The following is a 21,486-nucleotide window of genomic DNA, read 5'->3' as shown; positions in this document are numbered from 1 at the left end:
CTCCGGCTACAGGGAAGCATCACCCGCAATGCGGGCAATCAGGCAGCGTAGCGCGGGTGAGCGGGTTCGGGACCGGCCAAAGGTCACAGGCTGTATCGACCAACGGTCGATACCTGCCTGCCCCACCGGTAGGTGCGGACCGTTGGTCCGCACGCACGGAGCACATGGCAATCCACCAACGGTGGATATTTACCGTGCTTTGCCTTGGTTCGCCACGGCCTCAGCGGCCTTGCGCGCTGCTTCCGGGTCGCCCAGGTAACGGAACGACTGCACGGTCAGGTCTTCGTTGAGTTCGAACAGCAACGGAATGCCGGTCGGGATGTTGAGCTCCAGAATGGCTTCCTGCGAGACGTTGTTGAGGTACTTGTACAGCGCGCGCAGCGAATTGCCGTGCGCGGTGACCAGCACCGTCTTGCCGTCCTTCAGCTGCGGCGCGATCGCGTCGAACCAGTACGGCAGCACGCGGTCCAGCGTGGTCGCCAGCGACTCCGTGCCCGGCAGCGCATTGCGGTCCAGCGTCGAATAGCGACGGTCGTGGATCGGGTGGCCCGGATCCTCGCGGTCCATCGCCGGCGGCGGGATGTCGTACGAACGGCGCCAGATCTTCACCTGGTCCTCGCCGTGCTTGGCCGCCGTCTCGGCCTTGTCCAGGCCCTGCAGCCCACCGTAATGACGCTCGTTGAGGCGCCAGCTCTTGCTCACCGGCAGCCAGTCCTGGTCCAGCTCGGCCAGTGCGCCCTGCAGCGTGTGGATCGCGCGCTTCAGCACCGACGTGTGCGCCACATCGAACTGCAGCCCCTCTTCGCGCATCAGGCGGCCGGCGGCGGCGGCCTCGCGGCGGCCCTGCTCGGTCAGTTCCACGTCCACCCAACCGGTGAAGCGGTTGTCCAGGTTCCACTGGCTCTGGCCGTGGCGCAACAGTACGAGTTTCCGGGTCACTGCGGTTTCTCCGAGGGGATGGCGAGGCAGACCCCCATTGTAGCGGCAGCCGCCGGTTCAGGGATGTGGATGGCCGTGATGGCCCTGCGCGTCCGGGCCGCTGCGGCGTGGCTCATGCGTCCGCCCATGCGCGTGCCCCGCATGGTCATGGTCATGATCGCCGTGCCCCGCCTTCCCCGCCGGCGTGCCATCACCGCAATCATCCCCGCAATGGTCCGCCTCGATCTGCAGCGTCACATGATCGATGCCGAACTCCTCGTGGAGCGCCGTGCCCAGCCGGCGGCGCAGTCCGTCCGCATTCACCCCTTCGGCGACCACCACATGCGCGGTCAGCGCCGGCGTGCTCGAGGCCAGCGCCCACACATGCAGATCGTGCACATCCTGCACGCCCGCGTGCGCGCACAACCGCGCGCGCACCGCCTCCACCTGGATGCCCTTGGGCACGCCTTCCAACAACACGTTGATCGCCTCGCGCATCAGCACCCACGTGCGCGGCAGCACCCACAGCCCGATCAGCACCGCCAGGATCGGATCGATCGGCTTCCACCCGGTCCAGCGGATCAGCAGCGCGCCGATGATCACCGCCACCGAACCCAGCATGTCCGCCCACACTTCCAGGTAGGCGCCCTTCACGTTGAGGCTCTCGCCGCTCCCCGCGCGCAGCAGACGCATCGAGATCAGATTGATCACCAGCCCGAAGGCCGCGATCACCAGCATGCCGGTCGACGCGATTTCCTGCGGCTGGCGGAACCGCGCCACCGCCTCCCACAGGATGTAGGCGGCCACCACGAACAGCATGCCGCCGTTGATCATCGCGCCCAGCGCTTCCAGCCGTGCATACCCGTAGGTGCGCCGCGCATCCGGTGGGCGCCGGCTCAGCCGCACCGCCACCAGCGCGATCATCAGTGCCAGCGTGTCGGTGGCCATGTGCGCCGCATCGGACAACAGCGCCAGGCTGTTGGTCCAGAACGCGCCCACCACCTCGACGATGAGGAAGGTGGTGGTCAGCCCCAGCGCCCACCACAACGGCTTCTCGTGGCGGATCTCGCTCGGCAGGTGATCGTGGTCGTGACCCATGGCAACAGCTCCTGTGCAATGGGCAAAGCCTACTGCGGCAGCCGCCGGGGAGACTATTACGGTGTTTATAACATTGCAGGACGCGCCGCCTGGGCATGGGGTGTGCCCGGAAACCGCTGCAGCACAAGGCCCGGCACGGCGCATCCCTCGATCGAGGGATTCGACAGGGTCGCCGACGTCAAATACTATTGATTCTCAATTGCTTTGCAGCCCCCGCCGCCGTGTCCCGTTCGCTACCGCCTTCCCCCTCCCCGACCGTACCGGCCGGTGCCACCCCGCGCCGCGCATCGCCGCGCAAGGCGGGCAACGGCGTGCTCTGGGCGCGCGGCGGGCTGGCCCTGCTCGGCGGCTACGCGGTTGCGGCCACCTGGGCTGCCGCGCTGGCGCGCCTGCTGCCCGGCAGCCTGGCGGATGCCGCACTGGCCGCGACCATGGCCTCGTTCGTGATCTACACCCTCGCCGCGATCTGGGCCTATGCGGCGCGCAGCGTCGCACGTGCGGCGGTGGGGCTGGCACTGGCAGCCGCCGTCGGCGCGGCACTGTCCACCCTGCTGGCCGGGAGCGCGGCATGAGCCAGGGCTTCCGCCAGTCGCAGGCAGTGCTGCACACCTGGTCCGGCCTGGTGGTCGGCTGGGTGCTGTACCTGATCTTCATCGCCGGCACCGCCAGCTACTGGCGGGTGGAACTGACCCGCTGGATGCAGCCGGAACTGACCCTGCCGGCCACTACCGGGATCGCGCTGGAACAGGCGCAGGCCTTCCTGGCGCGCACCGCGCCGGACGCCACGCGCTGGTCCATCGAACTGCCCGGAAGCCGCAGCAACGCCACCGCGGTGCGCTGGCAGCCCAAGGATGCACCGGAACCCAAACGCGGCCAGCCCAACCCGTGGCAGGCCACGCTGGATGCCAACGGCACCCCGGTGCAGGCGCGCGAAACGCGCGGCGGCGATTTCTTCTACCGCCTGCACTTCGACCTGCACTACGTGCCGGTGATATGGGCGCGCTGGTTCGTCTGCTTCTGCACCATGTTCATGCTGGTGGCCATCGTCAGCGGCGTGATCACCCACAAGAAGATCTTCGCCGACTTCTTCACCCTGCGCCGCGGCAAGGGCCAGCGCAGCTGGCTGGACGGGCACAACGCACTGGCGGTGCTGTCGCTGCCGTTCCACCTGATGATCACCTACACCGGGTTGATCACGCTGATGACCGTGTACATGCCGTGGGCGGTGGATGCCAACTTCGGCGGGCGCGATGCGTTCTTCGCCGAGCTGTTCCCGCGCGAGGCCAAGGTCGAGCCGCTGGGCCAGGCCGCCACGCCACCGGCGCTGGCGGCCCTCTTGCCGGTGGCCGCGCGGCAGTGGGGCGAAGGCCATGCCGCCTCCGTGGTGGTCGACCAGCCCGGCGATGCGGCGATGCGCATCACCCTGCGCCGCGACAGTGGCGACCGCATTGCCGACAGCGGCGAACCGCTGCGCTTCGATGCCCGCGGCACGCTGCTGGGTGAGGCCCCGCGACGCTCGGCCACCGTGTACACCCGCGACGGCATGATCGGCATGCACGCCGGCCGTTTCGCCCCCACCGCGATGCGCTGGCTGTTCTTCCTGTCCGGCGTGGCCGGCACGCTGATGGTGGCCACCGGGCTGGTGCTGTGGACGGTGAAGCGGCGCGAACAGCTGCCCGATCCCGCCCGCCCGCACCTGGGTTTCCGCATCGTGGAACGCCTGAACATCGGCTTCGTGGCCGGCCTGCCGGTGGCGATGCTCGCGTTCCTGTGGGGCAACCGGCTGCTGCCGGCCGCACTGGAGCAACGCTCCAAGGCTGAAATCAGCGTGTTCTTCGCCGCGTGGGCGGTGTGCCTGGTGCATGCCACGCTGCGCCTGCCGCGCCGCGCGTGGGTGGAACAGCTCGCCTGTGCAGGCGTGCTCGCCGTGCTGCTGCCGGTGTTCAACGTGGCGGCCTGGCACGGCGGCATGTTCACGGCCTTTGCCACAGGCGACCTGGCCAAGGGCGGCATCGATGTCGGCCTGCTGCTGATCGGTGCAGGCCTGTTGTGGGCCGCGCGCAGGGTAAACCGGCATGTGCCGGCGCAGCGCCGTGTGCGTGCGCCACGCGCCAGCGCGGCCACCGCGACCGGGCCCAGCGCATGACCGTGCTTGCCCTGCTGCTGTCGCTGTTCGGCTTTGCGTGCCTGTCGCTGGCCATGGAACGCCACCACCGGGATGTCTTCGGTACCGCCCCTGCGCCGGCGCGCCGCCGCCGGCTGCGGCTGCTCGGCTGGGTCGCGCTGGGCGCCGCCGTGGCCTGCAGCATCAGCGCCTGGGGCATCGCCTACGGCGTCATCGCCGGTTGCGGCATCCTCGCCGCCGGTGCTGCCCTGCCCCTGCTCTGGCTCAGCTACCGGACCGCGCCCACGGCGCGACCCTCGCCACGCCCCGCCGCATCGCGCGCGCCCGATTCCTGATCTTCGCTGCTACCGAGGTTTTCCCATGTCCCGCTTCCGCACCGCTGGCGCCCCGCGCCGGAACACCCTTGCCCTGTGCCTGGCGCTGGCCGCCACGGCGCCCTCTCTGGCGCTGGCCCAATCCGTCGCCACGCCGGACGGGGACACCCCAAAGACCACCGAGCTGGACAAGGTGATGGTCACCCAGCGCACCGAGGGCTACCAGGTGTACGGCACCAACACCGCCACCAAGCTGCCGTTGACCCTGCGCGAAACCCCGCAGTCGCTCACGGTGTTCACCCGCCAGCGCATCGAGGATTTCAACCTCATCACCATCGCCGAAGTACTGCAGCAGACCCCGGGCGTGACCGTGCAGTCGTATGACAGCAACCGCACCCTGTTCAATGCGCGTGGCTTCGCGATCAACAACTTCATGTTCGATGGCGTGCCGACCAACTACACCACCGGTGCCGGCGGCAACTCGATCCTCAGCGACACCTCGATCTACGAGCGCATTGAAATCGTGCGCGGCGCCAGCGGCCTGGTGACCGGCTCGGGCAATCCCTCGGCCACGGTCAACATGGTGCGCAAGCGCCCGACCGACACCTTCCAGGCCAGTACCAGCCTCAGCGCCGGCTCGTGGGACTACAAGCGCGGTGAAGTGGATGTCTCCGGCCCGCTCACCGACAACGGCCGTGTGCGCGGCCGCTTCGTCGGCGCCTACACCGACAAGGAAAGCTGGGTGCGTTTCCAGCATGACAAATCGCCCAGCCTGTACGGCGTGATCGAAGCCGACCTCACCGACAGCACCCGCCTGCGCGCCGGCATCGATTATCTCAAGACCGAATCCGACGGCGGCGCCTGGAGCGCCTCGCCGCTGTTCTTCCGCGATGGCAGCACCGCGAAGATGCCGCGCTCCTACAGCGCCGCAGCACGCTGGAACGAATGGAACCGCGAAAGCACCAACTATTTCCTCACCCTCGAGCAGCAGTTCGGGGCCGGCTGGAGCGGTCGCCTGGCCTACAACCGCCGCAACACCGACACCGACAGCCTGCTGCTGGCCGGCTCCAATACCGGCAACTGGGCCGACCCGGTCACCGGCCTGGGCCTGCGCATCGCCGATACCTATTCGGTGTCCGAAACCCGCGAAGATGCCTTCGACCTGTATGCATCGGGTCCGTTCCAGCTGTTCGGGCGCCAGCACGAACTGGTGGTGGGCGTGAACCACTACGACCGCGACCTGGACACGATCCGCGCCGGCATCAGCTCGCGCTCGTACAACGTGGCCGCCTTCCCCAGCATCTACAGCTGGGACGGCAACATCGGCAAGCCAACCACGTTCAACTACGGCATTCCCTCCAATACGACTACCACCACTGAAACCGGCTACTACGCCGCGGTGCGCCTGAACCCGATCGACCCGCTCAAGGTCATCGCCGGTGTGCGCTACTCGGACTACAAGAGCAGCACCGACAATTTCGACGTCAACGGTGTGTTCACCGGGCGCAGCGCGCGCACCACCGCGCATGAGCCGACCCCGTACCTGGGTGCCATCTACGATCTCAGCGCGAACATCTCCGCGTTCGCCAGCTATTCCGATGTGTTCCAGGCCACCGCGCTGCGCGACATCAACAATCAGCTGCTGGATCCGGTGACCGGCAGCAACTACGAATATGGCTTCAAGGGCGAGTTCTTCGGCGGTCGCCTGTACGGCTCGCTCAATGGCTTCTACATGAAGCAGGACAACGTGGCCACGCGCGACCCGGCCGGCGCCGACATCGTGCTGCCCGACGGCAGCGTGCCCTACATCGCAAGCAAGGGCATTGAAACCAACGGCGCCGAATTCGAACTGTCGGGTTCGATCACCGACACCTGGAGCATGACCGGCGGCTACACCTACGCCTACAGCACCAACCCGGACGGCAGCCGCTTCGCCAGCACCAGCCCCATGCAGCTGGCACGCTTCAACACGACCTGGCGCCACGGCAGGTGGATGGTCGGCGGTGGGTTCAGCGTGCAGAGCGAGATCTACCAGATGCAGCCGATCCCGACCGGGCGCTACACCGCGGCCGGGGCCCCGATCACCGCCACCGGAAAGATGCGCCAGGGCGGGTATGTGCTGTTCGACCTGATGGGGCGGTACCGGATCACCGACAACGTGAGCGTGGGGGTGACCGTGACCAACCTGTTCGACAAGGTGTACTACCGCAATGTCGGGTTCTTCAATTCGGGCTACTGGGGCGAGCCGCGCCGGGTGTTGTTCAATCTGCGGGCCAGTTTCTGAGGGGCCGCGCGGCCACATTGCGCATGGTGGGCTGACCAATGGGGCATACCTGAGGGGTGTGGCGCCGGTTAGGATCGGGTGGGCGGCGTATCGCCGCCTGCCCCGTTCCGCTGGAAGTTTCCGATGCCGCTTCGTGCCCGTTCTGCCGCCGCCCGCCTGATCCTGGCCGGGCTTGTCCTGGTTCCCCTGCTTGCCGCCGCCCGCGAGATTCCCGCGCCGGCCGAACATGTGGATGCCGACGGCCCCTACGTGTTCATGACCAGCAAGGGCCACCAGGCACAGTGGGTGTGCAATGACCACGTGGTCGAGCGTGACCTGCCGGCGCGCGGTGCCGGCACCGTGGTGCTGCCCGAATGCGGCTACCCGTATCCGTTGACGGTGGCTGCGCCTCAGCTGGCCAGCACCGCGCAGTACCCGGCCACGCCGCGCATCGTGGCGGTGTCGGACATCCACGGTCAGTACGGCCTGCTGGTAAAGCTGCTGCGCGCCCATCATGTCATCGACAACGACGACCACTGGTCCCTGGGCAGCGCCACGCTGGTGGTGGCCGGCGATGTATTCGACCGTGGCCCGCAGGTAACCGAAGCCTTCTGGCTGCTGTACAGCCTGCAGCAGCAGGCCGCCGCGGCTGGTGGCGCGGTGCACTTCGTGCTGGGCAACCATGAAACCATGGTGTTGTACGACGACCTGCGCTACGTGAACCCGAAGTACCTCAAGAGCGCCCAGCTGCTGGGCCGCAGCTACCCGGCGCTGTACGGCGCCGACTCGGTGATCGGCCAGTGGCTGCGGACCCGCCCGGTGATGCTGCAGATCGGCGATACGCTGTTTCTGCATGGTGGCATCGCGCCGCAGAACCTGGACCTGGTACGCGGGCTGGACGCCACCAATACCCTGTACCAGGCCTCGGTCGGCCTGCCCAAAGACCAGGTCAAGGCCGCACCGGACACGGCACGCCTGTTCGACGGCAAGACCAGTCCGATCTGGTTCCGTGGCTACTTTGACGGGCAGATGGCTACCGACCAGGTCGATGCCCTGCTCAAGGACCTCGAGCTCAAGCGCATCGTGGTCGGGCATACCTCGATGCCGCACGTGAGCAGCTTCCACGGTGGGCGCATCATTGCCATCGACAGCAGCATCAAGAACGGCGAGAACGGCGAACTGCTGTTCATCGAAGACGGTGCAGTCAGCCGTGGCCTGCTGGATGGCTCACGGGTTCCGCTGGCCGAAGGAAAGATGGGCCTGGAGGACTGACCGGCGATTCGTCTTCCAGCACGTGTGCGGTCATGCGCCCTGTTCCGCGGTAACCAGCGGCTTCACCCGCGCCGGGCGGCTGGGGAAGGCGTGGCGCAGGATCCGCCACATCACCTGGCCGAACTGCTTCGGCAGCGAACCATTGTTGTAGTGCTGGCCGTAGCGCGCGCAGATGTCCTTGACGTCCACGGCAATCGCTGCGTAACGGTTGGCCGGCACATCGGGGAAGAAATGATGCTCGATCTGGTGGCTCAGGTTGCCGGTCATCAGGTTCATGACCTTGCCGCCGGCAATGTTCGACGAACCGCGAAGCTGGCGCAGGTACCAATGGCCACGGCTTTCATCGCGCACGCATTCCTTCGGGAAGGTTTCCGCATCGGCAGTGAAATGGCCGCAGAAGATCACCACGTAGGTCCACACGTTGCGGATGACATTGGCCACCACGTTGCCCAGCAGCACCGGCAGGAAGAACGGGCCGGCCAGCGCCGGGAACAGCAGGTAGTCCTTGAACATCTGCCTGCCCATCTTGCGCCCCACCGGGCGCGCCTGGGCCAGCAGCTGGCGGAAGGTGATCTTGCCGGCAAACCAACGGCCCAGGCGCAGGTCCTGGATGGCGATGCCCCATTCGAACAGCAGCGCAAACACCACCGCCACCACCGGCTGGGTCAGGTAGAACGGGCGCCAGCGCTGTTCGGGGAAGATCCGCAGCAGGCCGTAGCCGATGTCATCGTCCAGCCCGCGTACGTTGGTGTAGGTGTGGTGGCGGAAGTTGTGGGTCTTGCGCCAGTTATCGGCGGTGCCGACGATGTCCCACTCGTAGGTGCTGCCCTGCAGCTGCGGGTCGCCCATCCAGTCGTACTGGCCGTGGATGACGTTGTGCGCCAGCTCCATGTTCTCCAGGATCTTGGACAGCGCCAGCAGCACCACGCCGGCAATCCAGGCCGGAATCAGCACGCTGTGCACGAATGCGCCCAGGAACAACAGCGCGCGGCCGGCCACGCCGGTCCAGCGCACGCCCGCGACCACGCGGCGGATGTAGCGCGCATCGGCGTCACCCAGCGTCGCCAGGTGGCGGGCACGCAGGGCGTCCAGTTCGTTGCCGAACGCGTCGAGTTCGGCGGCGGACAACACACGGTTATGCACGGCAGGCATGCTCAAAGCTCCAGGATCAGGTCGGTGCTGGCGCTGTTAACGCACAGCTTCACTTGCGTGGCCGGTTCGGCCGCGTACTCGCCGGTCAGGGTATGGCGGGTCACGCCACTGGCCTTGCCGCACACACAGGTATTGCAGATGCCCATGCGGCAGCCACTGGCCGGGCGCAGCCCTTCGGCTTCCAGTGCCTGCAGCAGCGACGTACCGCGCGGCAGTTCCAGGGTGCGGCCACTGCGGCGCAGCTCGACCCGCACCGTGCCGGTTTCTGCATCGGTCAGCACCGGCGGGGTGAAGGCTTCGGACTGAAGCGTGGCCACCCGTCCCTGCAGGCGCGTGTTTGCGGCCTCGACGAAACCGCCCGGTCCACACGCCATCACCTGCGCGCTGGAAATATCGCCCAGCGCGCTGAAATCGTAGTCGCCCACGCGCGCGGCCGGCGCGGTCGGATCGCGGGTCAGCGCAAGGTGCACGCGGAAACCGGGGTGGCGGGCGGCGATATCGGCCAGCTCGTCGGCAAAGCACACGGCCTCGCGCTGCTGCGCCCAGTACACCAGGTCCACCTGCACCGGCATGCCGGCGGTCTCCATCTGGCGTACCAGCGCGCGCATCGGGGTGATGCCGCTGCCCGCAGCTAGCAGCAGCACCCGCGCCGCAGGCGCCGCCGCCAGGGTCATCTCACCGAAGGCCTGGCCCAGCTCGAACACCTCGCCCACCTGCGCATGCTGCGCCAGGTGCTGGCTGACCTTGCCGCCCGCGACCTTTTTCACGGTGATCGCCAGGCAGCCGTCATCCAGCAGGGTCGGGCTGTAGCTGCGCGACAGCCGGCGGCCGTCAACTTCCACGCCCAGGTTCACGTGCTGGCCCGGGGCCACCCCGCGGAAATGCCGGTTCGGGCGCAGGACCAGAGTGACCGCGTCGGCGCTGGCCGCATTGCGGGACACCAGCCGTGCCCGCGCCCGGCGCAGGGTCCATAGCGGATGCAGCCGGCCGGCCCAGAAGTCGAAAAGCTCCTCGGACACCCAGTGGCGGGGCGAAAGGGACGAACGGCGGGCGGCGGGACGAGGGAGTGCGCTCATGACGCCACTATACGGCCGAGCATACAGGTGTGTATACACTTGTATATTGCCCAGACCGGCTATGATTCAGGGACTTGACCGTCTGGCCTCTGGATGACCCCGCCCGATTCGCACCTGACCGTCCACGACGACGCCCTGCCGGCCCGCAAAGCCTCGATTTCACGTGAGGACCTGCTGGCCGCCGCCCTGACCCTGATCGGCCCGCACCGCAGCGTGTCGACCCTGAGTCTGCGCGAGGTTGCCCGCGAAGCCGGGATCGCCCCGAACTCCTTCTATCGTCAGTTCCGCGACATGGACGAACTGACCGTGGCCCTGATCGACCTGGCCGGCCGTTCGCTCCGCACCATCATTGGTGAGTCACGGCAGCGCGCGGCATCGTCGGACCGCAGCGTCATTCGCCTGTCGGTGGAAACGTTTTTTGAACAGCTGCGCGCCGACGACCGCCTGCTGCACGTATTGTTGCGCGAAGGCAGCGCCGGTTCGGATGCGTTCAAGCAGGCCGTCGAGCGCGAACTGAACTACTTCGAAGAAGAGCTCTGCGTGGACCTGATCCGGCTGGCGCATGCCGACAACGGCGCGCTGCTGCATGAGCCGCACCTGGTCGCCAAGGCGATCACGCGACTGGTGTTCGCCATGGGCGGCACCGCGCTGGACCAGCCGCCCGAGCGCGACCCGGAGATGATCGAACAGACCGCGCAGATGCTGCGCATGATCATCACCGGGGCGCGGACGATCGCGGGGTACCCACCAACGCGCTGATCACTCAGGGTTCCTCGGCCGGGTTGCGCGCCGCCGTATCCTCGACCGACATGCTGGACACCAGCCCATCAATGGGCTCGCCGTGGACCTTGATCGTGTATGCGCCGTCCGGGCCGGTCACCGGCGTATCGAAGCTGTTGATCTTTATCAGGGCGCTGTTGGCCTTGATCGCCCGGATGCAAGTATGGCCGAGGCTGACGCCCTGCCCGGTGCCACCGTAGTAGCACAGCTCCATTCCTGGCAGCGGGAAGTGCCAGATTGCCGAGCTTGCGGCGTCGTTTGGACACTCGCTCCCTTCCCCGGCGCCGAAGTCGAAGGCATGGCCATCGAGCACGCGATGCGTGCAGATCTTTCCGGATTGGTTGTTCCTGGAGAACAGCTCCACGTAGCTGTCGCCGAACATGGCCATGCTTGAGATCTTGCCATCCAGCACATCGCTGCCATGCTTCTCCACCTTCACCGTATCGTTGGTATAGCTGCGGTCGAAGCTGCCAACCAGCACGGGGGCATTGATGTCCTTGAGCACGGTGACGAAGGTGTACCCCTGGTCTTTGCCGTGCCCCCAGTTGCCGAATGCCCGGAACATGGTGCCCTTGACAGCCTTCATGATCCGCATCGACTTGATCTCATCGTTGTCGCAACCGTGCGGTCCGTTGAGGTCGAATGGCTGGAAGGGCAGCAGGATTTCGCAGACCACGTCCTCTGTGCCATTGTTGCCTTCGTAAAACACCACCCGAGGCTCGGTGAAATCACCCTCTTCCGTGCCCATCGAGATGCTCGAAACCTTGCCATCCAACACGGTGCTGCCCATCTTGTGGACCGTGTAGCTGGAGGTGGTCAGATTGCGATCGAAACTGCCCACGGTGACGGGAAGCAGGACGTCCTGGGTCAGCGTGATCAACGCATGGCCTTCAGACTGCTGGTGGTCCCACGCCCCATACAGCCGGATCACCGTATCCTTGGGAGCCTTGAGAATGCGCAGTGACCGGATCTCGTCGTTGTCGCAGCCATGCGCGCCCTGCAGATTGAACGGGGAAAATGGAATCGCAACCCGGCACAACTCATCCTGGGTTCCATCGTTCCCTTCGAACGCGACCATCATGCTGTCACTGAAGTCGATCCCGGGCAGCGCTGGCTCGGGCCTAAGCGGGTATTCGCCTACCTTCACGCGGGCCGCGTGCCCCGCGGCAGGCGGAACCTTGTAGACGATGAACTTATTCGTTGCGTACTGCATCTCAACGATCAGGTAGCTTCCATTGGCCAGTGCGCCGCTCTTGAAGACAGGCACGTCGCCGAAATTGACCATGCCATGGACCTCGCCCAGCATGGCATGTTCATGCCCCACGAACGCCGCCTGGACGCCGTACTGCTCGATCATCCTCCTGAATCGTGAGTAGTCGCCTTGCCCCCACTCGCCTCGACGATGCAGGTTGATCAGGATGCGCTTGTCGGCGACGCGCGCGGCACGCAGGGCGCCCTCCAACCAGGTCAATGCATTGCGCACCGCGAACTCGGTGCGACCGTTTTCCCTCATGTTCACGATGGTGCGCTCATACAAGGGGGACTCGTTGAGCTGGATCATCGCCACGTCGCCGACATACACCATGTACGAGTAGCTGCCGTCGTGGACATTGATACCACCGTTGACGTGTTCGCCGTGGTGATAGTCCTGGGTGACGGGCTTGATCTCGTCCACCCACTGAAGCGTATCGCAGATGCTGTCGCGCACGCAGAAGTTCTTGCCCTCTGACAAGCAGATGTCTACGTTGTCGTTGTAGTCGCGATTGCCCAATCCCGGAAGGAACAACGGCTCGCCGTTGCCGCCGGCCAGCGTCGGGTACAGCGCCTGCATGGTGTAGCGCTCGTATTCGAGGCCGCCATCGGTATTGTCGCCATTGACGATCAGCGGAACCGGCCCATCGCTGGCTTTAGCCTTGCGGAACGCACTGATGTCGGCGAACACGGCCTTCAACGTATCGTAGGCCGGGTCGTCGAATGCGGCACCCGGCTGCCCGCGTTTCGTGGTGTCCACTGCGCGCAGCGCCCCGCTGTATTCCGGATCGCTCGCAACCACCAGCCAGCGCGGCGAACGGCTGTTCCAGCCCGCGGTGATGTGACTTTTGAGCGATCGGGTCAGGGTGGGGGCGCAACCCGGCATCGTATTGGCCGGCGGATACGGGAACAGGTTCTCCGCCCACATGCTGGAAATTTTTCCGTCGACGTCGCCGTAGCTGCGGATGCTGTAACTGCCATCGGGCGCGGTGTAGTTGTGGTCGAACGAGCCGATGACGATCAGGGGCAGGTCACGGTGCGCATTGATGCACGTGTGCCCCTCGCTGTGACTTTGATTCCATGCGCCGTAATAGCACACCTCCATGCCAGCCTTCGCCTTGAACCATGCACCCGACCGCGCCTCGTCGTTGATGCATCCCGCTCCATCGCCCGATTCCATGTTGAAGCGCACGTCGTGCGCGATGGGCTTGGTGCAGATGGAATGCTGGCTGAGGTTGTTCCCCTCGAAAAGCGTCATTTCGCTCTTCCCGGCATTGAAGTCTTCGAACACGGCCATGCTCGACACCTTTCCATCAAGCGTGTCGCCACCGAACTTGACCAGTCGCCACCCGTCACCGGAGGCAGCGGTATCGAAACTTGCGACGGTCTGCGGCAGGGTGATGTCGCGGGTGATGTAGATGAAAGCATAGCCCTCCCCACGTACGTGGTGGAACCCGCCGAACAGGCGAATCATGGCTCCCTTCTTCGCCTTGAGAATACGCAGCGAGCGTGCCTCGTCATTGATGCAGCCGGAGTTCCCGCCCAGGTTGAATGCGCTGAACGGAAGCGTCCGCCGACAGATCACTTCCTGGGTCGCATTGCTTCCCTCATAGAGCACTACCGCAGCGTCTGAGAAGTCGATCGGCGGCAGAGGGGGCGGCTCTTTCAAAGGGTACTCGCCAACCAGCCGCCGGGCCGCATGCCCCTCGCCGGGGTGAACGCTGTAGACCAGAAACTGCGAGCTCGCGTAGTCCATTTCCACGATCAGATACGTCTCGTTGAAGAGCGCACCGCTTTGGAAAACCGGCACTGTCCCGAAGTTCTCCGCGGTTCCCGACACATGACCGAGATCCGTGTGATAGTGCCCGGCGAACGCCGCCAGCACGCCGTAGGATTGAATGAGGCGTTTGAAGCGCGCGGCATCCCCGGCGGGCCATGCGTTGCGTTTGTGCAGGTTGAGGAAGATGTGCTTGTTGTCCAGCCGGGCCTTTCGCAACGCGCCTTCGAGCCAACGTAACGAGCTGGTGACCTTGAACTTGATCTTGGGGTCCAAGGGAAGACCGGACCCGGATTCGAACTCGCGCTCGTAGAAGGGCGAGTCATTCAACTGGATCAGGGCCACCGCACCCACGTACACCATGTACGAGTAGCTGCCCTCATGTACGGGCTTGGCATAGTGATAGTCCTCGGTTACCGGCCCTATCTCGTCCACCCAGTGAATGTGGTCGCAGATGGCGTCGCGCGCGCAGCCGTTGTTCACGCAATCATCGACATTGTTGCCGTAGTCATGGTTGCCGAGGCCGGGCAGGATCAACGCCTCTCCCGAGCCGCCGGCGAGCTGCGGAAACAGACCCTGGACGAAGGCGCGCTGATCGCCGTGGGCGTGCTCGGTGATGTCGCCGTTCACCACCAGCGGCACCGGTCCGCTTACGCGTCTCCGGTAGTCGGCGATATCGGCCACCACCCTGCGCAGCGCCTGCGCGGCGCCCGTTGGGTCATGAGGGTTGTCCAGCGTCCGTGGATACTGGCTGTCCGAGGCAAAGATCATCGCCTTGGGCGAACTGGTATTCCATCCGGGCGACATGTACCCGCTGTAATTGGCCGTACTCGTACGATCACAGCCTTCACGATACCCCTGCGGCGTTGACTCGGCAGAAGCAGGGCACGGTAGCGCCACCAAGGCGGCGCAATAGAGCAACCAGGGCAGAACGCGCATAGGAGGAACTCCCCAACGAGCAGGCACCCCCGGCTTCCACAGTATCAGCCGAAGGGACTGCTGCCTCGGATCAAATCCCCCGATTTGCAGTCAAAAAATGCATGCGGTCGTGTTCAGCGCGCGTGAAGACCCCTGCGGACACGGGAACATGGAAAAGGGCTGGCACTTGGCCAGCCCTTGGACTGATGCTGACGCCTTTACTCTCACCGCGTCAGCGGCGATAGCACTGGCGCTCCACCACGCGGTCGCCGTTCTTGCTCTGCGAGTTGCCCTGGATCTGGCGACCAGCCGCGCCGCCGGCTACCGCACCCGCCACGGTGGCGATCTTCTTGCCGCTGCCGCCGCCCACCTGGTTGCCCAGCAGGCCACCGACCACCGCACCGGTGGCGGTACCAGCAATGCGGTTCGGGTCGCGGCTGTTGCGCTGCACTTCGACGTTCTTGCAGACCACCTTGGTGCCATCGTTGAAGCGGCGCCCTTCATCCTTCGGCCCGTAGGTCTGGGCGCTGGCGCTGAACACCGATGCCATCAGGGCGGCTGCACACAGCACGTTTCGGGTAGAGAGATTCATGGTTGGCTCCTCGCTTCATGACGTAGCGCCAGTGTCTGCGCGGTGCCGGGAACCCCTTGTGAAAAGCCGTGGATGTAGCGTCAACGCCGCACGGGCTGTTCAGCCGGCAGCCATTGCCGCATCGTCGGGGAGGATCAGTGGTTGCCCCCTGCATACTTCTTCTCCCCGGCCAGCACCGCCAGCCGCGTGCGTTCGCCATTGCCATCCTGCAGCGCCAGGCGGTTTTCCGGCGGGGGCAGCGGGCACGTGGCGAACTCCGTGTACGCGCAGGGCGGGTTGTGCGCGCGGTTGAAGTCCACCACCACCGTGCCGTCCGCGGCAACCGGGTCGGTGCGCAGGTAGCGCCCCACCCCGTAGGTGAGCCTGCCGGTGGTCTGGTCCTGGAACATCAGGTTCAAGCCTTTGGCCGGATCGCCCAACGCTTCCAGCCGCCACTCATGCCCTTCCTTCTCGAACACCACATAGCCCGGGTTGGGGTTGTCGGCGACCTCGCCCAGCACGTTGACGATGGGCAGCGTCCTGCCTGCCGGGTGCGGGACGAACTTCGCCTGCACGCGCCAGGCTTCATCGGCGGGGAAGAAATCCAGGCCTGCGAAATCCCGGCGTGCCGGTGCGTCGGAATGGCGCACGCGCAGGGCAAGGCGCTGACCGCGCTTGATCGCGGTGATCTGGCCCCTGCCCTCGTCGTAGGCCAGCTTGGTTCCACCGCCTGCCCCCTCCGGATCCAGACGCAGTTCGCCCTGTACCGGCTTGCCGTCAACCGTAATGGGAACGCCCTCGGCGACCTGGAAGTACAGGCCATCGGCGCGCTGCTCCACCTCGCCCAGTCGATCCGGCGCGATGGACAGGCGGATCGCATTGTCCGCGCCCCCACCCACGCTGCGCTTGCCTGCTTCGATCCAGTGCAGCCCGATCAGGCTGGTCCAGCCATCCGGCTTGCTCAGGTCCGCGCTGCGTTCACGGACCCACTGCGTCTGTTGGTCCTGGAAATCCAGCGCCGCGGCTGCGGCCGCGGATGCGGATGGCACCCCTGTGGCCCGGTCCTGCGGACTGCACGCGGTTGCGAGCAGGGTGACCACGAACAGCGAAACGACTGCATGCGTCTTCATGATGTTCACCAGTTCTTCGAAATACCGAGGTGGAGGTAGCGTCCGTAGGATTCGTGAAGCGCGCTCAGGTAGTTGCCGGTGGCGCTCAGCGGCGGCTCTTTGTCGAACAGGTTTCGCGCCCCAACTTCCACTGCGGTGCCACTCAAGCGCCCTCGGGTGAACTCCTTCTTTACCGACAGCGCCCAGCGTTGGGTGGAGCCGACCACGAACGGCGTGCGGTCGGCGTAAGCACCGGCGGTCACGCTGTCGATGTAGTCATCGCGCAGCCGCACCGTCCAGTCCTGCAGGTTCCAGATCAAGGTGGCACTGGCCCGCCATTCCGGCTTCGCGCCGTTGATGCCCACTTCGTTGGCCGCGCCCAGGTCGGGCACGAGGATGTCCAGCTGCCCGCTGGCGATGGCCGCAGCCACCTGCTGTATCTCGGCTGGTTTCTGCTGGGTGTACTCCTTGAGCTGGCTGGCACTGATCAGCAGCGAGAAGTTGCCCCACGACGTTTCCGGCAGGCGCCAGCCGACGTTGTAGTCCACGCCCGACGCGGTGAGCGGCCGACGATTCTGGTAGCGGTTGTAGATGTGCGTCACCACGCCAGCCGGCGCCAGGCCGGAGCCTTCGAACTGCGCGATATCCTCTGCCGTCACCGCCGCCCGCACCACGTTCGGGTTGCTGCTGCCTTCCACCACGCGCAGGTACGCGTCGTACAGCAGTTCCTCGCCCATGGTGCTGATGGGGTTCTCCACCTTCACCCGCCACGCATCCACGCTCAGGCTGATAGCGCCCAGTCGTTCGGGCAGGAACTGCGGCTCGAACACCACGCCCCACGAGGATTGGCGGGTGGTTTCCGGTTCGACGTCGTCGCCGTACGAAGTCACGGAACTTACCGACGGTTTCACCGACGAACCGCTGCTGAAGGCATTCAAGCAGGCGGTGTAATCGGGCTGCGCGCCCTTGGTGACCAACGCATGGCAGCGGACCGCGTCGTTGTTGAAGCCAAAGCCATAGGTCGGCGGCGAGTTCACCAGCTCCAGTCCCGGTGCACGGAAGCCGCCGCTGACCGAGCCACGCAGCAGCAGGCTGTCCACCACCTTCCAAGCCGCTGCCAGTTTAGGCTTGCCGACCTTGCCGGCGTCGCTGTAATCCTCCCAACGGCCGGCAAGCTGCAGGTCGAGCGACTGCACCAGCGGGATGCCCTGCGCCGGGGACACCAGTGGCACCGCGAATTCGATCAGCGCCGATTTGACGTTGCGGCTGCCGCGCACATCCGGGCGCGGGCTGTGGGTGAAGAAGTTGCTGGCGGCGACCGTACCGGTATACCAGTCGGTGTAGGGGTTGCTGCCATCGATGTTCTCGTCGCGGTCATCCCGGCGGCTTTCATACCGGTACTCCACCCCCGCTGCCATGCCGATGTCGCCCGCATACCAGGTCAGCAGGTCGGAGCGGTTCACCTTGAAGTCCCACAGCGCCAGTTCCGTGGTGCCTTCGCGGGTCGCCTCGCCGATGAATGACGAGGTGTCGTACGGCGTGGCATCGCCCACCCGGATGCTGGCGGGGTCGCCGCCGCTGAACGGGTTGTAGGCACTGGCGTCGGTGCGGTTCACCGCTTCGATGAAGGCATCGGTCAGCCCGCCCTGCTGCGTATCGGTACTGCGCGCGCGTGAGTACAGCAACGCGGTTTCCCAGTTCCAGCCGCCCTCGGTCCAGCCACGCACGCCCAGCAGGACCCGCGACTGGTCGTTGTCCACCTTCACCCGGCGGATGCCCGAATCGGCGAACTGGTAGTTGAGCAGCCGGATCGCATCGGCACCACGCAGCGCTTGCGGAACCCAGTATGCATCCGGGCGGATATGCAGCAGGAAGCCATCACCGCCAAAGCCCGACTCGCTGCTCACCCACGATTCGGAAGTAGCACGGTAATAGCCCAGCTCACCGAACAGCTGCACGCCGTCATTGACGTCGAAGCGTCCGGTGGCAAACACGTTGCCCTTGCGGATGGCCGGTGACGTGGTGATGCCCGGCTCGGCCGCCGAATCGTAGTGATAGCGCGTGGGCACCGTGCCGGAGGTCAACGCACCGGTGGTGGGATTGACGTACCAGCTGCCGGTGCGCCGGCTGCCGGTATAGGTATCGAAATGCCCCCACGGCGTTCGGGTGCTGAAGCCGGTGGTCCCGTTCGGGTCCGGCACGCTGGTGCCGTCGCCCAGCGGGCGGCGGCCGTCGGTGGCGGTGAACCAGGCATCGGAATTGAGCTGCGAGGTCCGCCTGGAGAAGCCATAGAGCACCGAAAGGTTGCCGCGCCCTTCGCTGAAATCGCTGCCGAAGTACCCGTCCAGCGATACCTCCTCGCGGTGCCCATCGGCCACCTTGCCGTAGTTCAGGCGAACGCCGCCGCCATCTGCCAGGTTGCTTGGCATCACCAGGTCGACCACGCCGGCCACCGCATCGGAGCCGTAGATGGAGGCCGCACCGTCCAGCAGCAGGTTGACCCGTTCCAGCCCGAAGACCGGAATGGCATTGGCGTTGTAGGTGGTGTCATCGCCGCTGTTGCTGATCGGGTGCTGCACGGTGCGGCGGCCATTGACCAGCAGCAGCGTGTACTTCGAGCCCAGGTTGCGCAGGTTGATGGAGCCCACGTCACCGCGTGCGACGTTGGAGTTCCGGCCTGCGTTGGTGGTGCCTTTCTCCGTAATGGCTACATCGCCAAACTGCGGCAGGCTGCGGAACAGCTCGTTGCCGTTGGTGGCAAGGGTGGCGTCGATCTGCTCGCGATCCACCGCGACCACCGGCAATGCCGCCTGCGCGCCGCCGCCGGCAATCTGCGAGCCGAGCACGGAAACCTTGTCCAGCGTGCGCGCGTTGGAACCCTGTGAAGGCGATCCCGTCGCAGCTGCTTCTTCAGCCGCCTCTGCGGGCTCGGCGGCCTCCACTGCCCCGGTCGGCGCAAGCAGCGTGCACAGGGCAAGCGCCAGATGACTGCGCTTAGCGCGTAGCGTCCGCATATGCGCCTCGCACGATGCTGCCTTCCAGTTTCTGCTCGTCCTTCACCAGGTTGTACAGCGGGCACGTTGCCTCGACCGACTGGCGCAGCGCATCGATCTCCTGTTCCGACGCCGGCGATTCAATCCGCACCTTGTAACGGATGTCGCTGTACCGCGCCGGCGAACGCACGTTGCTGCCGAAGCGCGGGCTCACCTGACCGTCCACGGTCAGTTCCAGAGAATCCAGCAGCACGTTGCGCGAGGCCGCCTGCACTTCGAAGATGTGGGTCAGGCAGGTACCGGTCACGCCGAGCAGATGCTCCTCCACCGTCGGGGCCAGGCCATAGCCGAGCAGGCCCGGCGCGCTGTCATGCAGCTGCTGGTGGTAGCCATCCTTGCCCAGGAAGACGCGGCGCAGGCCGGTACGCGGCTCGACGTGGGCGCGGGCAACCAGCGTTTCCGGCTCGGCCGGCTTGGCCTTGCCGGCGCCCGGCTTCACCTGTCGGGCCAGCACCGCCGGCCGCTTCTCCTCGGTGATGAAGTCGCGCAGGCCCGGCGGCAGCTTGGGATCGCGCTCGGCCGCACTGTGGATGTATTCCACGTCGGCATGGCTGACCTGTTGCGGACGGGTAACCAGGTCGATGGCCGAGGAGTTCTCGTGCACCGCGCGCTTGAGCGCCTGCAGCTGCGCGTCGGTGGCCGGTGAATCGATGTAGGCCACATAGGACAGGTTGTTGGGGTAGGCCAGCGTCTCGCTCTTGCGCTCTGGAATGCTGGTGAACACCACGTCCAGGCCATCCAGCGGCACGCCCTGCACGGCCGCCTGCACGATGTACTCATCGGCCACCGAGCTGGCAAGCGTGCCCACCAGCGAATCCCAGGAGCCGGCGCCAAGGTTGTAGCCGGCGTAGTTGCGGCCGCTGTCGCTGATGTACTGGAACTCGCCGGTCGGCCCGATGCGCAGGCGGCGTACGCCGGAGCGGCTTTCGGCGGTGACTTTGGCGTGGATCGCGGTGGGCGTACCGGGTTTGGCCGACTGGGCCTGGATGGCCTCGTGCTTGGCGGCCAGGTAGCTGCGCAGCGGCGAGGTCTGGTCCTCAGCCGAGGAAACCAGCGGGGCCAGCAGCAGCATGGCGGACAATGCGGTGGTGCCGATTACCTTGAACGGCGTCGTGCAGCGTGCGATGGACATGGGAGAACGGCCTCCGGAGTGGTTCGTGAATAGAAGCCCACTCTTTCATGTCGCATCGCCGCATTTAAATAACCGTTGGCAATTCCCATATACATGCCCGACGCCGCCGCGATTCGACGGATGCGGCGCCACTGCTAGAGTCGTGTTGACCAGGCAGAGAGGGACAGGACTGAATGACCAACACCGATCCACTGGTACTGGTGCTGCAAGGCAGCGCGGTCAGTGACATCCCAAGCTTCTACGCCGAGATCAACCGGGTCTTCATGGCCGGCGAGGATTGGCAGCTCGGGCACAGCCTGGATGCACTGGATGACATGTTGTACGGCGGCTATGGGGTGCTGGCCGGGCACGAAGGCGCGACATTGATCTGGCGGGACATCGAACATTCCCGCAACGCGCTCGGCGAGGAAACTACCCGCGCATGGCTGCAGGCGAAGCTGGATGCAGAAGGCAGTTTCAACGTACGCGCGATCACCGCTCAGCTCGAGGCCCTCGATGCAGGCGAAGGCAAGACCTACTTCCAGATCGTCATGGAGATCTTCGCGGCCCATCCCCGCATCCTGCTGGCAGATCGCTGAGCCTCGCTGGCCGAAGGGCCCCGATGGGTAGGGTCGATTCCCAAACGACCGCACGTAGACGAGCAACGCCCGGTGGCGCATGGGGCGAGACCGGAGCAA

16 protein-coding genes are annotated in these 21,486 nt (G+C 65.8%); 7 read left to right on the top strand and 9 right to left on the bottom strand.

Features of this window, described 5'->3' with window-relative positions; genetic code table 11:
- Window positions 1–189: 189 nt before the first annotated feature.
- The gene (gene gpmA, locus V9K91_RS12320) at window positions 190–939 is read right to left on the bottom strand and encodes a 2,3-diphosphoglycerate-dependent phosphoglycerate mutase (RefSeq protein WP_093533129.1); all 750 of its coding nucleotides are present in this window, start codon (window positions 937–939) and stop codon (window positions 190–192) included.
- A 57-nt stretch (window positions 940–996) separates the two neighbouring features.
- Window positions 997–2,016 (bottom strand): cation diffusion facilitator family transporter, encoded by a 1,020-nt coding sequence (locus V9K91_RS12315; protein ID WP_210131500.1) that lies wholly within the window; start codon window positions 2,014–2,016, stop codon window positions 997–999.
- A gap of 221 nt (window positions 2,017–2,237) precedes the next feature.
- Here V9K91_RS12315 and V9K91_RS12310 point away from each other — a divergent pair, with 221 nt between their 5' ends.
- The 5 genes from V9K91_RS12310 (at window position 2,238) to V9K91_RS12290 (ending at window position 7,990) form a co-directional block, all read left to right on the top strand.
- Window positions 2,238–2,588: a DUF3649 domain-containing protein gene (locus V9K91_RS12310; protein ID WP_208856126.1), complete on the top strand. Its 351-nt coding sequence runs from the start codon at window positions 2,238–2,240 to the stop codon at window positions 2,586–2,588.
- Window positions 2,585–4,162: a PepSY-associated TM helix domain-containing protein gene (locus V9K91_RS12305; protein ID WP_336442812.1), complete on the top strand. Its 1,578-nt coding sequence runs from the start codon at window positions 2,585–2,587 to the stop codon at window positions 4,160–4,162. The genes V9K91_RS12310 and V9K91_RS12305 overlap by 4 nt, the downstream gene beginning before the upstream one ends.
- Entirely contained in the window at window positions 4,159–4,476 is a 318-nt protein-coding gene (locus V9K91_RS12300; RefSeq protein WP_336442813.1) for a DUF3325 domain-containing protein, read from the top strand. The genes V9K91_RS12305 and V9K91_RS12300 overlap by 4 nt, the downstream gene beginning before the upstream one ends.
- 25 nt (window positions 4,477–4,501) lie before the next feature.
- On the top strand, window positions 4,502–6,739 hold the full coding sequence (locus V9K91_RS12295) for a TonB-dependent siderophore receptor (protein ID WP_336442814.1): 2,238 nt from the start codon (window positions 4,502–4,504) through the stop codon (window positions 6,737–6,739).
- Window positions 6,740–6,862: 123 nt separating this feature from the next.
- Window positions 6,863–7,990 carry a metallophosphoesterase gene (locus V9K91_RS12290; protein ID WP_336442815.1) on the top strand — a complete coding sequence of 376 codons (1,128 nt, stop codon included), beginning with the start codon at window positions 6,863–6,865 and terminating at the stop codon, window positions 7,988–7,990.
- Between the two features lie 30 nt (window positions 7,991–8,020).
- Here the strand turns inward: V9K91_RS12290 and V9K91_RS12285 are convergent, their stop codons facing one another.
- Entirely contained in the window at window positions 8,021–9,142 is a 1,122-nt protein-coding gene (locus V9K91_RS12285) for an acyl-CoA desaturase (RefSeq protein ID WP_336442816.1), read from the bottom strand.
- 2 nt (window positions 9,143–9,144) lie between these two features.
- Complete coding sequence (locus V9K91_RS12280) at window positions 9,145–10,218, bottom strand: ferredoxin reductase (RefSeq protein WP_249833968.1); 1,074 nt, start codon at window positions 10,216–10,218, stop codon at window positions 9,145–9,147.
- Between the two features lie 93 nt (window positions 10,219–10,311).
- On the opposite strand from V9K91_RS12280, the gene fabR reads away from it, so the two are divergent.
- On the top strand, window positions 10,312–10,977 hold the full coding sequence (gene fabR / locus V9K91_RS12275; RefSeq protein WP_068850302.1) for an HTH-type transcriptional repressor FabR: 666 nt from the start codon (window positions 10,312–10,314) through the stop codon (window positions 10,975–10,977).
- Between the two features lie 4 nt (window positions 10,978–10,981).
- Here fabR and V9K91_RS12270 read toward each other — a convergent pair whose 3' ends face one another.
- The 5 genes from V9K91_RS12270 to V9K91_RS12250 form a co-directional block, all read right to left on the bottom strand.
- On the bottom strand, window positions 10,982–14,965 hold the full coding sequence (locus tag V9K91_RS12270; RefSeq protein ID WP_306989357.1) for a hypothetical protein: 3,984 nt from the start codon (window positions 14,963–14,965) through the stop codon (window positions 10,982–10,984).
- A 211-nt stretch (window positions 14,966–15,176) separates the two neighbouring features.
- Window positions 15,177–15,494: a glycine zipper 2TM domain-containing protein gene (locus tag V9K91_RS12265; RefSeq protein WP_237334345.1), complete on the bottom strand. Its 318-nt coding sequence runs from the start codon at window positions 15,492–15,494 to the stop codon at window positions 15,177–15,179.
- Between the two features lie 176 nt (window positions 15,495–15,670).
- Window positions 15,671–16,645, bottom strand: a complete 975-nt coding sequence (locus tag V9K91_RS12260; protein ID WP_306989359.1) for a DUF1684 domain-containing protein — start codon at window positions 16,643–16,645, stop codon at window positions 15,671–15,673.
- A gap of 5 nt (window positions 16,646–16,650) precedes the next feature.
- Entirely contained in the window at window positions 16,651–19,638 is a 2,988-nt protein-coding gene (locus V9K91_RS12255) for a TonB-dependent receptor (RefSeq protein WP_306989361.1), read from the bottom strand.
- Window positions 19,619–20,809 carry an OsmC family protein gene (locus V9K91_RS12250; protein WP_336442818.1) on the bottom strand — a complete coding sequence of 397 codons (1,191 nt, stop codon included), beginning with the start codon at window positions 20,807–20,809 and terminating at the stop codon, window positions 19,619–19,621. The genes V9K91_RS12255 and V9K91_RS12250 overlap by 20 nt, the downstream gene beginning before the upstream one ends.
- Window positions 20,810–20,982: 173 nt before the next feature.
- Between V9K91_RS12250 and V9K91_RS12245 the strand changes: the two genes are divergently transcribed.
- Window positions 20,983–21,387: a barstar family protein gene (locus tag V9K91_RS12245; protein WP_336442819.1), complete on the top strand. Its 405-nt coding sequence runs from the start codon at window positions 20,983–20,985 to the stop codon at window positions 21,385–21,387.
- The last annotated feature ends 99 nt before the right edge of the window (window positions 21,388–21,486 follow it).

It is taken from the genome of Stenotrophomonas sp. CCNWLW57 (assembly GCF_037203925.1).
GTDB lineage: Bacteria > Pseudomonadota > Gammaproteobacteria > Xanthomonadales > Xanthomonadaceae > Stenotrophomonas > Stenotrophomonas rhizophila_A.
Note: the sequence above shows the minus strand (reverse complement) of the source record. Positions and strands in the feature narration are given on the sequence as shown.

Excerpts from the sequence above, each read along its gene's own strand:
- V9K91_RS12315 (WP_210131500.1), bottom strand. The coding sequence starts at position 2,016 with ATGGGTCACGACCACGATCACCTGCCGAGCGAGATCCGCCACGAGAAG.
- V9K91_RS12305 (WP_336442812.1), top strand. The coding sequence starts at position 2,585 with ATGAGCCAGGGCTTCCGCCAGTCGCAGGCAGTGCTGCACACCTGGTCC.
- V9K91_RS12300 (WP_336442813.1), top strand. The coding sequence starts at position 4,159 with ATGACCGTGCTTGCCCTGCTGCTGTCGCTGTTCGGCTTTGCGTGCCTG.
- V9K91_RS12295 (WP_336442814.1), top strand. The coding sequence starts at position 4,502 with ATGTCCCGCTTCCGCACCGCTGGCGCCCCGCGCCGGAACACCCTTGCC.
- V9K91_RS12290 (WP_336442815.1), top strand. The coding sequence starts at position 6,863 with ATGCCGCTTCGTGCCCGTTCTGCCGCCGCCCGCCTGATCCTGGCCGGG.
- V9K91_RS12285 (WP_336442816.1), bottom strand. The coding sequence starts at position 9,142 with ATGCCTGCCGTGCATAACCGTGTGTTGTCCGCCGCCGAACTCGACGCG.
- V9K91_RS12280 (WP_249833968.1), bottom strand. The coding sequence starts at position 10,218 with ATGAGCGCACTCCCTCGTCCCGCCGCCCGCCGTTCGTCCCTTTCGCCC.
- fabR (WP_068850302.1), top strand. The coding sequence starts at position 10,312 with ATGACCCCGCCCGATTCGCACCTGACCGTCCACGACGACGCCCTGCCG.
- V9K91_RS12270 (WP_306989357.1), bottom strand. The coding sequence starts at position 14,965 with ATGCGCGTTCTGCCCTGGTTGCTCTATTGCGCCGCCTTGGTGGCGCTA.
- V9K91_RS12265 (WP_237334345.1), bottom strand. The coding sequence starts at position 15,494 with ATGGCATCGGTGTTCAGCGCCAGCGCCCAGACCTACGGGCCGAAGGAT.
- V9K91_RS12260 (WP_306989359.1), bottom strand. The coding sequence starts at position 16,645 with ATGAAGACGCATGCAGTCGTTTCGCTGTTCGTGGTCACCCTGCTCGCA.
- V9K91_RS12255 (WP_306989361.1), bottom strand. The coding sequence starts at position 19,638 with ATGCGGACGCTACGCGCTAAGCGCAGTCATCTGGCGCTTGCCCTGTGC.
- V9K91_RS12250 (WP_336442818.1), bottom strand. The coding sequence starts at position 20,809 with ATGTCCATCGCACGCTGCACGACGCCGTTCAAGGTAATCGGCACCACC.
- V9K91_RS12245 (WP_336442819.1), top strand. The coding sequence starts at position 20,983 with ATGACCAACACCGATCCACTGGTACTGGTGCTGCAAGGCAGCGCGGTC.